The sequence below is a fragment of the Propionivibrio sp. genome, from assembly GCF_049316945.1.
Classification (GTDB): domain Bacteria; phylum Pseudomonadota; class Gammaproteobacteria; order Burkholderiales; family Rhodocyclaceae; genus Propionivibrio.
In genome coordinates this window covers 1-11,556 of sequence record NZ_JBMOJE010000138.1, presented here as the reverse complement: position 1 = coordinate 11,556, position 11,556 = coordinate 1, and the positions used below count along the sequence as shown (strand labels likewise).

Annotated in this window: 9 protein-coding genes; 6 read left to right on the top strand and 3 right to left on the bottom strand. The window is 54.3% G+C overall.

What is annotated here, in order from left to right; translation table 11 throughout:
• Nucleotides 1-5: 5 nt before the first annotated feature.
• Nucleotides 6-221 (bottom strand): hypothetical protein, encoded by a 216-nt coding sequence (locus tag ACOYNV_RS22145; RefSeq protein WP_422901980.1) that lies wholly within the window; start codon nt 219-221, stop codon nt 6-8.
• The gene (cysD, locus tag ACOYNV_RS22140; RefSeq protein WP_422901981.1) at nt 221-1,162 is read right to left on the bottom strand and encodes a sulfate adenylyltransferase subunit CysD; all 942 of its coding nucleotides are present in this window, start codon (nt 1,160-1,162) and stop codon (nt 221-223) included. Before cysD ends, ACOYNV_RS22145 begins: the two co-directional genes overlap by 1 nt.
• 627 nt (nt 1,163-1,789) lie before the next feature.
• Here cysD and ACOYNV_RS22135 point away from each other — a divergent pair.
• Entirely contained in the window at nt 1,790-2,569 is a 780-nt protein-coding gene (locus tag ACOYNV_RS22135; RefSeq protein ID WP_422901979.1) for a sulfite exporter TauE/SafE family protein, read from the top strand.
• 53 nt (nt 2,570-2,622) lie between these two features.
• Here the strand turns inward: ACOYNV_RS22135 and ACOYNV_RS22130 are convergent, their stop codons facing one another.
• On the bottom strand, nt 2,623-3,645 hold the full coding sequence (locus tag ACOYNV_RS22130) for a type II toxin-antitoxin system HipA family toxin (RefSeq protein ID WP_422901978.1): 1,023 nt from the start codon (nt 3,643-3,645) through the stop codon (nt 2,623-2,625).
• A gap of 956 nt (nt 3,646-4,601) precedes the next feature.
• Here ACOYNV_RS22130 and ACOYNV_RS22125 point away from each other — a divergent pair.
• The 5 genes from ACOYNV_RS22125 (at nt 4,602) to ACOYNV_RS22105 (ending at nt 11,318) form a co-directional block, all read left to right on the top strand.
• Nucleotides 4,602-5,690, top strand: coding sequence for a GSU2403 family nucleotidyltransferase fold protein (locus ACOYNV_RS22125; protein WP_422901977.1), 1,089 nt, complete (start codon nt 4,602-4,604; stop codon nt 5,688-5,690).
• 229 nt (nt 5,691-5,919) lie between these two features.
• On the top strand, nt 5,920-6,534 hold the full coding sequence (locus ACOYNV_RS22120; protein ID WP_422901976.1) for a hypothetical protein: 615 nt from the start codon (nt 5,920-5,922) through the stop codon (nt 6,532-6,534).
• Nucleotides 6,535-6,911: 377 nt separating this feature from the next.
• Nucleotides 6,912-7,850 (top strand): tRNA glutamyl-Q(34) synthetase GluQRS, encoded by a 939-nt coding sequence (gene gluQRS, locus ACOYNV_RS22115; RefSeq protein ID WP_422901975.1) that lies wholly within the window; start codon nt 6,912-6,914, stop codon nt 7,848-7,850.
• A gap of 265 nt (nt 7,851-8,115) precedes the next feature.
• Entirely contained in the window at nt 8,116-9,774 is a 1,659-nt protein-coding gene (locus ACOYNV_RS22110; protein WP_422901974.1) for a hypothetical protein, read from the top strand.
• Nucleotides 9,775-9,866: 92 nt separating this feature from the next.
• On the top strand, nt 9,867-11,318 hold the full coding sequence (locus ACOYNV_RS22105) for a phosphomannomutase (protein WP_422901973.1): 1,452 nt from the start codon (nt 9,867-9,869) through the stop codon (nt 11,316-11,318).
• Nucleotides 11,319-11,556: the final 238 nt, after the last annotated feature.

Below are 11,556 nucleotides of genomic sequence, written 5' to 3'. Positions count from 1 at the left end.
CGGAGCTAAAATATGTCATCGGGGTTTGCCGAGGTTTCATGCGTCAATGCTGGGCCAATCAGCGTGCTCTTGCCGTCATCGACACTGCCACAGGTAATGAAACGCAGCATGTCCTGATTGTGCTGTTGATCGAGAAATGCCTCGATGGATTTGGGTAGTGCTTGCGCCGCTCTGGCTTGGTCATGGAGTGCGCCGGAGCTTGCTTTTGATTTGCGTGCCATCAGAAATACCCCTCCTGTTTTTTCTTTTCCATGCTGGCCGATGCGTCTGAATCAATGGCTCGTCCCTGACGTTCGGAATTGTGTGCTCCGATAAGTTCCAGGATGATCTCGGGTACGCTGGTTGCAGTTGACTCGACGGCCCCGGTTAGCGGGTAGCAGCCGAGCGTACGAAAACGGATTTTCTTGGCTTGAATTTCTTCGCCGGGTAGCAACCGCATCCGGTCATCGTCAATCATCAGGATCAATCCGTCACGGATGACGACTGGTCTTTCTTTGGAGAAATACAGGGGAACCACCGGTATGTTCTCATGGTAAATGTATTGCCAGATGTCTATTTCCGTCCAGTTGGAGAGCGGGAAAACGCGGATACTTTCGCCCCGGTTCTTGCGGGTGTTGTAAAGGTTCCAGAGTTCCGGGCGTTGGCTCTTTGGGTCCCAGCGATGGGTTTGCGAGCGGAAAGAGAAGATGCGTTCCTTGGCGCGTGACTTTTCTTCTTCGCGGCGCGCACCGCCAAACACCATATCAAAGTGGTACTTGTCTAGCGCCTGTTTGAGCCCCTCGGTTTTGGTGATGTCGGTGTGCAGGGCTGATCCGTGGTCGAACGGATTGATGTTTTTGGCGATGGCGTCGGGGTTGATATGAACCAGCAAATCCATGCCGCTTTCGCGCACCATGTATTCGCGAAACAGGTACATCTCCTGAAACTTCCAGCGCGTATCAATATGCAACAAGGGGAAGGGTGGTCGACCGGGGAAAAATGCCTTGCGCGCAAGATGCAGCATGACGGAGCTGTCTTTGCCCACCGAATAGAGCATGGCGGGGTTTTCTGCTTCGGCCACCGCCTCGCGGATGATGTGGATGCTTTCCGCTTCGAGTTGCTTTAGATGAGGCGTCAGACTTGAGAATTTGCCTGGCAACGTGATTAGGGTATTTGGATCCATTACCGGCAAATAGCTCAAAATGCAGAGGTGGACAAGTTCCGACGATGGAATCGAACGGCAAACTGCGGTTAAAAGGCCGTGCGGGAAAACGGCAATTTCTTTGCCGAGATGCTTTTGAAGATGCTGCAATGCGACGGAAATTTCACGTGCGCCGGGTTCGCTTGTGCCCAGCGGAACCCAATAGCGGGCACCGCGGCCATCGTTGGCATGCAGGCAGTTATTTCCGCCGGGCAGAGCAAAAAGCTGGGCAAACAGCACCAACTTACGAGACTTGCGCGACTCCGTGGTCTCCCAGTCAAGAACGGTAGGGATCGGTTTGCGTCCGAGTTCATCCTCGATTGAGTTGGTACTTAGCTCGGCGGGCAGTATTCCGAGTTCGTGCAAACGGCGTTCAGCGGTCCGCTTGGTTTCAGCCTCCCCCATTTTGTTCAAGTGCCGGAATGTAAGGTCTGTGTCCCAGACACCGCAGGCATCCAATCCAAATAGGCTGGTCTTTGACATGGCTCTTCTCGTTGTCGCAATGTGTGAATATTAAATTAATAAATCATATACGTCTTCTGATATTATTAAATTTGATTAAAATCTAAATAATTTATTTATTACGACACGTAATCTGAGGAGGATGAATTGATCGATATCCCTTACGCAATGGCCGGCGCACTCACTGGCTTTGTCGTTGGATTGACAGGGGTGGGCGGCGGTGCACTCATGACGCCTATCCTGCTGCTTTTTTTCGGGATTGCGCCTACGACCGCTATTGCCACTGATCTCTGGTTTGCCGCAATCACCAAGATTGCGGCGGCACGTATCCACGGCAAAGCCGGCCAAGTCGATTGGGAAGTCGTCAAGCGACTGTGGACGGGTAGCTTGCCCATGGCTTTTCTGGTCGTTGTTCTGATTACCCTGGGATCGAAGGTTCAGAAAGTTGGCTGGCTGACTCAAGCGATAGGTATCGTGGTAATAATAACGGCGTTCGGTTTGTTTTTTGCTCCGAAACTACTTAATTCGGCGCGTAATCGCCGTCTGAATAGTCCCGAAAAATTCAAGGCGATGCAGCCCGCCTTGACGGTATCGGCCGGGGCTGTTCTCGGTGTGTGCGTAGCACTGACGTCGGTCGGCGCAGGTGCCTTGGGCAGCGTGATGTTGCTCTATCTTTACCCTTTGCGGATGACGCCTCATCGACTGGTAGCAACAGATATAGTTCATGCCATCCCCTTGGCGGTTGTCGCCGGGTTGAGCTATCTGTTTGCCGGAATGGTAGACGGACACATGCTGCTAAGCCTATTGGCCGGATCAATTCCGGCGGTTATCGCAGGAAGCCTGCTCGCAAGAAAATTCAGGGCACGTTGGATTCAGATAGCCCTGGCTATTGTGTTGCTCATCGCTGGGGTTAAAACTTTGGTTTAAATAACGCCTCAAACCATGGGTGCGGAGAATTTTCCCGAGGTGGTGGCGGCGTTTCATCCCGAGTTGGCTTGCTGGCGTAAGGCCGATTCCACAGCATCCAGCCCGATATCCCGTGGTCGGCGGAACGCTGATGCCACTTTGTCACAGTCGGCGCTCGGGACACCGAGTTCATCAAAAAGTACACGCCACTCGCGCGTGACACGGGCGACGCGGTCGATAATTGCTGCGGCGTTCTTCCGCAATAGACCATAGCTACCGTGAGCCTCCAGCAGGTTGTCGAGGGTAGCCAGCCGTCCTCGGGGACCTACCGACATGTGCAGATACCGCTCCAAGGCAACCTGCGGCCTTGGCACCACGTCGTACATAGGCGAAAGCCGCCAACCTTTGCCTTCCGCATCCCAGACGAACGCGTGATTGCGCAAGTGGTCGTCATCGTTGGAGATAAGTATATTGAAGGCAATGCGCCCATAGAGCTCGTCTCGATCCGCCTTTACCCTGCTATCAACACCAACTTCTCCGATTTTAACGGCGATGTCTTCATAGGGAGTCCCGAGCGACTCAGTTTCGTGCTTGCCCAGGATCGTCAATGCACTCACGCAATGCCGGCGAATAAAGGCGTTGCCGACGGCCCGTCGGTCGAAGCGCTCAATCAGCATGACTTGGCGACCATCCGCCAGGGTTGATAGGTCTGTCACCGGTACATTAAGATCGGCTTTTCGTGCAAGTTCCAGGCAGGCACGTTCCACTGCAGGAACATTGAAGCTGTCCTTCTTGGCCGGAAATTTCGCCAGATACTGTTCCCCTTGATGAATCACCAAGGCCTTCGGCCGTGCACCGCCCATGGTACCCACGAAAAATATGGACTCTAGCTGCGCCGGGATGGGAGCTCCCACCTGAATACGATCGGCGGCTTCCAGCAGGTACTCTAGTTGCATGATTGGCGGCAATAGTCCTGCCGTTTCGGTGCTGTCCAACCCCAGCCGAAAGTCCAGAGCACCGAATCGATGCGGCCCTGCATTGAGCAGATAAATGGATTCGGCCACGGAGTCCGGCGGCACTTTGAGCTTGGCTTCCACTACCCGACGCCCCCAGAAGTCCGGCGCAGCGTCCCGCACAGCGCCGAAGAGTGGGGGTCGCATCGGCTCATAAGTGGTCTCATCACCGGGGCGGCACGTTAGCGGTAGACTGAGAGGGTCAACGGGTACCGCATCAGACCGAGCAAGGTAGCGGCGGCCATAGCCGAAAACACTGGTTGTCGATTCCACGCCCTGTTCCACAAGATCGAGGGTGCCAGCGGGCACGGCAACAGTATCACCTGGAAGGTAGATGAAAGCCCATCCATTCCAGCTCATATGCAAATCCTAGAAGTCGTATTTATCCAACGTGGCTGCGCTTGGCCTGGCGCGAAGCCGAGTGGTAGACACCGATACCAACCCAGCCGGCTCTGCGACCACGCAAAGAGAATCGAGCAGCCCCAGGCACTCCAACGCTGATAGCCATGACCCAAGGCTTACGGAAACATCTCCGCGCTCAATCTTCATCCAGGTGAACACACTCATCTTGGCTCGCTCGGCAGCCGCTTCTTGGATCATATTTCGATTAAGTCGCACTGTACGGATTACAGATGCCATGCGGCTCGCTGACAACTTCACCTGTGTGGAGGCAAATTTCTCTTCTTTACGTCTCATCTTGCTTACTCTTGTTGTAACAAAGTTAATATATAGAATAAGCTACTCTATAGCAATAGTAAGCAATGCTGAATCTACAGCAGTCTAGCGAGCAAGGTTAAATCGTGCGAAACGACGATCTGAACCGCCTGAGCCACGTTCGGCTAGCGTCATGCCAGGCAAACATCAGCGCCATTATCCGCTCACGGGGGCTTAGTTGCCCCGACTAAATTTGCGCAAGCAAAATAGTCGCGAGAGCATTTGCTAGATAGAATTGTCAAATATATCAATAGGCTTGTTGATTTTTACTAATGATGCCCGGGGATTGTAGTAGACTTTAAAAAAGATACTACAAGGACTGATTCATGGAATCCCAAAGCTCTCTCACGCAAATGCTATATGCCCAGTTGCAGGACGAGGCGCTTGCATACTCTGTTGCAATTTTTGAGCAGGGCGTCACTGGAAGTCCGTACATCAACACATCAGGCGGTCACGAGTATGTGTATTGGCAGATTCGACAACTCGACGGCACTCTGAGGTGCGCATCACTTGGTCGAAATAGCCCCGAGACTCAAGCCATAGTCGCGAAGTTGCTGGAGCGAAAAAAAACAGCTACTGAACTCATTGACGCCCTAAAACTTACAACGCGCTCCTTTGTTGGAAGCGGCGGCATGGACATTGAAAACAGCCACTTCAAAATACTGGAAACGCTTGCTCGTGGTGGCTTGTTCTCGAAAGGTGTGGTTCTTGTTGGGTCTCATGCCTTTGCAGCGATAGGAAATATGCTTGGAGTTCGATGGGGCGATAAGCTAAAAACAACCGACATGGATTTTGCTAGACCTTCCGGCATTGCGCTCGCCATCCCTGACGCTGGTGGAAATATCAACATCCCTGATACTGTAAAACAAGACGACCCGAGTTTTTTTGAAATACCACAACTAAGTAGAAAGCAACCATCCACATCGATGATGAGCAGCAAATCGAAAGTGAAAATTGATTTTCTAACAGTTCAAAAGAACGCTATCGATACTTCGCCACACTATTTTTCTGATCTTGGTATTGCGGCTGATCCTCTAAAGTACATGGACTATCTTCTTGGTGGTGAGTCACGACAAGGGTTAATTATTGGCAATTATGCTATACCAGTGAACTTGCCTGATCCAGCCCGACTCGCGATTCATAAGTTGGTGATTGCGCAAGAAAGGACGCTAAGCTTTGAAACAAAATCACAGAAGGACATCAGGCAGGCTTCGGAACTGATTGACGCTCTTTCTGATTTGGGTCACGAGCAGAACATTCGGCTAGCCATCTCGGATTTAATTGCCATCGGGAGTAACAAGCCACTCGAAAATATTAAAAAATCCATGAATCGAATGGAGCAGAACACTAGATCAGTGCTGGAAACTGAGTGGAAAAAGGCACTAATGGGTGGACTTCTGGTGCCAACTTTATAAGCCGCTACTAATTTGTCACGTTCTGTTCCCAGAACATGACAAATTGCGGTTAGCCTCCCGATCAATGAGCACCCAATTGAAAAGGGAAGCCGTTTTGCTGGCTTCCCTTTTTTATCGAGTCACTCAGGCTGCTTTTTCAAGGGCCGTGGCGTCTTCCATCAGGTATACGAGTAGACTTTGGGCATCAACTATCCTTCGTTGTCATGATAGCGGATAGTAGCTTGGTTGCATGGAGCCCAACGTCGAGATAGAGCTGCGGAACAGTATTTCAGCTACCGAAATTGAGCGAAAATTCCTGGTTCAAAAGGCTGAGAACTATGAGTTACTGCGCAAGCGTTTCCCGAACAAAGGTTTAGCGGCGTTAAGTCAGGTTGTCGACCCAAAAGACGCAGGTGCCAAATTTCTTCCCCTCGACACCCAATTGATTGCCATAAACACCGAGATTTATGCGGTGGACGAATCACTGACGCGCCTACGTCATAAATTGAAGCAGCAAGCTAGCGTGAGAGACTTCCTTAAGAAGGCGATCCCATCGCTTGCAGAACACACCGATGGTGTGGATCTTGGGAATTATTTACTTGAGATCATTATCCAGTTGCATAAGGAAATCGACCTGACGGACAGCATTCAGCAACAGTCTCTCAACAGCCTTGAGTCTGATATAAAGTCCATCCTGACAAGATTCAACAAAGGACTCCAGGTATCTGTTGCACCACACGTTGTAAGTTCAACGAGTAGATATAAAATTTTGGGGGCTCTTGGTTTTTTCGGCGGCGGGATGGTCATGCTGATTTTCATATTAGCCAGGCGCTCATTGACCAGAATCAGGAAGATGGCGGAATAACGTAGCGAGGAAAAACCTTTGTTATTTTTCTTCCATCATAAAGGCTATTACCCAGTGATTACCAGGTAGTCTCGTATCTTTCCTAGTCGGCTCTGGCGAGTCGGCTGTCGCGGGGCTTGCGTTGTTTGGTACAAGTATCGTAACTGTGCGATGCATGAGTGAATCAACTGGGAGCAGATCGTCAAAGGATCAGCGATAATCGGTCAGAGTCGGAAGTCAGTACCGACGGGACTGCCTAAGTGATGCGGAAATTCAAAACCGGGTACAAATAGGAGTGTAAAGTCATGGCATCCAACAATATCAGTGCATTCAGCCGACTATTCCTGTTCAACGTCTAAGCGACAAGCGCAATCACCGATACCGCCCCGGCGGGCGCCATGAATCCTGCGTCGCTTGCCGGTTCGCCATCGTTTTATCGCGGACGCTTTGCCCCCTCGCCCACCGGCCCGCTGCATTTCGGTTCGCTCGTTGCGGCGCTTGGCAGCTATCTTGATGCGCGGGCCAGTGGTGGCGAGTGGCTGGTGCGCATCGAGGACGTCGACGAGCCGCGCACGGTGCCCGCTGCGGCCGACGGTATCCTGCGTACGCTGGAAGGTTTCGGCTTCGAGTGGGACGGCGAGGTGCTCGTCCAGAGCCGCCGCCTCGACCACTACCACGCCGCGCTGGTCCGCCTGCAACTTGACGGCGATGTCTATCCCTGCGCCTGTTCGCGCAGCGAGATTGCGGCAGCAACCAGCCGTAAATCGGTCGATGGCGGGTTGCTCTATCCCGGCACCTGCCGCGCCGGCCTGGCCGAGGGGAAAGCGGCTCGGGCCTGGCGCCTGCGCGTTCCCGATCGGGAGTTCAGCTTCGTTGATCGCATTCAGGGTGAATCCCGGCAGAATCTGGAACGTGAGGTCGGTGATTTCGTTCTGTTGCGTGCCGACGGGCAGTATGCCTATCAACTGGCGGTGGTGGTCGACGATGCGGCGCAGGGCGTCAGTGCGGTGGTGCGCGGCGTCGACCTGCTCGATTCGACGGCACGCCAGATATGGCTGCAACAGCGTTTGGGTGTTGCCACGCCGAGTTACGCGCATCTGCCGGTGGTGGTCAATGCCGTCGGCGAGAAGCTTTCCAAGCAGACGAAGGCGGCAGCCGTCGATTCGGCTGGCGGCAGCGCGGTGCTGGCTGCCGCCCTGCAATTCCTCGGTCATCCCGTGCCGGCCGAACTGCACAGAGCGCCCGTTGCCGACTTATGGAACTGGGCGATTTCAGCCTGGTCTATTGGGCGCGTGCCGGCAGTGCGCGGGATTTTTCCGGGCGGCGAAGTGCTTTAATTCCGGGGCTTGCAGCGCAAGCCCAAAGCGCGACCGGAGCACATGGCAATTTCCATAAACCAGCCTGCAAGCCAATAAATACGGGCATCTTCAAGGTGTATGCCGTGAGAGGCAATGTTCATGCAGGTTCCATGGCGGCAGATAATTTCCACGAAAACAATGGGTCTCTGCTCCGAGTCCCACTATCCTGTAACCCGCAGTTAACCACAGCGACAGCGCAAAGAACTAAACTCGCGCCTGGATTCGATCAAGGATGGGAAATTCAGTGTCAGCACAAGACAACTTTCAAGCCGACAGTCGCGTTCGCCTGTTCCATGCCAGCCTGGTATGGCCTCTGCAACTTGAGTCATTGACAGACAGCGATGCCGAGGGACGTCATTGGGAGATTTTCGAGTCACTGGAAGAGGCCCATCCGTGGCAGCGTGTCGACGATGAATTCACCGATGACCCAAGCAATTTCAAGGAACGCCATTACCGGGAGTTCATCGCCTTCCTGCCCTATGTCCAGCAGTTCCTCTACGGTGAAGGCCGCTCGCGTCGTCTTTCTCCGGATGACCCACCCGGAAGATCGCCGCTGCACGTCTTCCGGCGCAAGGATATTGCACGGCTGCGGCTAACCCTGCGCAAAGGTCAGGTGCCGATTGAATTGCACATCATGCATATTGACCTGTATTTTTTTCACGACCTCGATCTTGTTCAACTCAATCTGGAGGTGCGCGGCGAAAACCTGCCGCTGGATACCGTGCGCGATATCCTTTTCCGTTTCGGTCGCGCCTATCCCTCGGGCTGGGAAGAAGGCGGCGAAGGCTTGCACAATTCCTATCTGGCCGAGTGGCTTGATGTCGACGGCAAGGTGGTCGCCCGCTCCGATACCGAGCGTCGCGACAAGTTCCTCGGCTTTGTCTGCCGGCATCGCAGCCCCTGTATTTCGGAGCACTGGGCCTGCCTGCTGCGGCCCCTGGTGCTGGCCCACTCCGACGAACCGGGGAACTTGCGTTATCGGCTGATTGAATTCCACCGCATGCCGGTAATGGCCTACCTGGCCATTGATCGACCGCGCGCGCTGGGTCACAAAGACTGGGTGCGCATCGGTCTGGCAGCCACCTTGCATCCCGACGAACCCTTGCCGGTCAATGAGCCTGCCGTCGCCGAATTCGAAAAGCGTTTTTGCCAGGATCGCTTCTGGACCGATAGCGAGGCCGGGCCCAACACCCGGTTTATCTGCACCGGCAATGCCCTGACCGTTGTCGGAGACGCCGCCGTACCGTTTTTCTCCGATACCGAGCTGGGGGTGCTGGCGCAATTCCGTCACCAGTACTTCCTGGTTTTTTTGATCGCGCATCTGCATCGTGCTTCGCTGCTGGTTTTTTCCGAAGTGCTCGTAGATGCCGTCAACGATCTGAATATTCGCAACGATGTATCGGTTCGCCGTTTCAAGCGCAGGATTCGCGCCAATTTCGAGACTTTCCTGCGCTTCACCCACCGTTACTGGTTTCACGAGTTGTCCGAGCGCCAGCATTTGCAGGCCACTTTCCGGATGTGTTCGAACCACCTGCACAATGACGACCTGTACGACGAGGTACGCGACGAAATTCGTGAGATGAGCCTTTATCTGGACAGCGATTCCCAGCGACGCCAGTCGAATACCGTGGTCCGGCTGACCGTTATCACCATCCTCGGCCTGATTGCCACGGTTTCTACCGGCTACTTCGGAATGAATATCATCCCGTTCGGCGATGGAACACCGCATGAACGCCTGTTGCATGGCGTTCTTGCCACCAGCGTCATTGTCGCCTTCGTGCTGTTTGCCGTCTCCCGATCAAAACGTCTTTCCGACTTCCTTGAGGCCGTCTCCGATGAACGACTTGGTATTACCGGAAAATTCAGAGCCTTCTGGAGCGCAATGGCCGACAGGGAACGCTAAGGCCGACCTTGGGAATTGAATCGCGGCGGCCATCGGCTGCGCGTACCGAATAAGCAACAGGAGCAGCAAACCTTGATACAAAAAGGATCCCCATGAAACAGTCGAACCGACAAATAGCAATCCAGGCCCTGATGGACGCCAGCGGCGTACGCTTCGGCACCAGCGGCGCGCGTGGCCTGGTCGCCGACATGACGAGCGAAGTCTGCTTTGCCTATACGACCGCCTTCCTGCAAGCGATTTCTGCCACCTCCGGGCGCGTGGCGCTGGCGCTGGATTTGCGCCCGAGCAGCCCGCAGATCGCTGCGGCGTGTGCAGCGGCGATCGAGCAGGCCGGGCTGAGCGTCGATTATTGCGGGGCCATCCCGACTCCGGCTCTTGCCTGCTATGCGCAATCGCAAGGCCTGCCAGGCATCATGGTCACCGGCAGTCACATTCCTTTCGACCGCAATGGCATCAAGTTCTACGCTGTCGCTGGCGAGATCACCAAGGCCGATGAGGCCAGCATCAGCGGCGCCGTGGTGGACGTGCCTGCAGAAGGCTTGTCAATTGCCCTGCCGGAAATCAATCGAAGTGCCTATCAGAACTACCTCGACCGGCACCTTCAGTTCTTTCCGCCGCAATGTCTGGCCGGCATGAAGCTCGGGTTCTATGAGCACTCCAGTGTCGCCCGCGATCTGTTGCGCGAGCTTCTCGAACGGCTCGGTGCCAAGGTCATTTCCTTGGGGCGCACCGACCAGTTTGTTCCAATCGACACCGAAGCCGTGGCCGAGGCCGATATTCAGCAGGCGCGTCGCTGGGCTGAGCAGCATGGTTTTGACGCCATTCTTTCCACTGACGGCGATGCCGACCGGCCGCTGCTGGGCGATGAACATGGCGACTGGCTGCGCGGTGACATTGTCGGCGTCCTCTGCGCGCAATACCTGGGTGCCCAGGCGGTGGCCACCACGGTCAGTTGCAACACCGCGGTTGAACTGTGTAACTCGTTCGCGAAAGTGACCCGAACCCGTATCGGGTCGCCGTATGTGATTGAAGGCATCGAACAGTTGATGCAGTCCGGTGCGAGGAATGTCGTCGGCTTTGAACCGAATGGCGGTTTTCTGGTGGGCTCGGCGATCGAGAAAAATGGGCGCGTGCTGGCGCCATTGATGACCCGCGACGCGGTGTTGCCGATCCTCTGTCTGCTGTCGATGGCCAGAGAGAACGGCAGCAAGGTTTCAGCGTTGTCCCGGAGCTTGCCGGCGCGCTTTACGGCGAGCGACCGTCTGCAATCTTTCCCAACGCAAACGAGCCGCAGGATTCTGTCTGATCTCGCCGCATCAAGCGCTGCCATTGCAGCACTGTTAGATGGCGTGTGCGGAAAACCCACGGGCCTCGATCAGACCGACGGGCTGCGCATCTTTCTTGAGAACGACGAAATCATCCATTTCCGCCCCTCGGGCAACGCGCCGGAGTTGCGTTGCTATGCTGAGGCGGCCAGCCAGGAAAGAGCAGGGTTTCTGGTGCAGGAGGGGTTGCGGCGAATGAAGACCAGTCTTGATCATTGAAACTGCAATTCGCTTCCTTCGCATCAACCTAAAAAACTCTGATTAACCACGAAGAGCACGGAGAGCACGAAGAAAAACAAGGTGTTATGAAGATTCAAAAACTCACCCAATAGGTTATCTGTCAAAGCGTACTAACTCATTGCTTCTCTTCGTGTTCTTTGTGAACTTCGTGGTTAATTGGTTATTTCCGGCATTATGTAGCAGCTACCCCAAGCTAAATCAACGACTTATTCGTCCC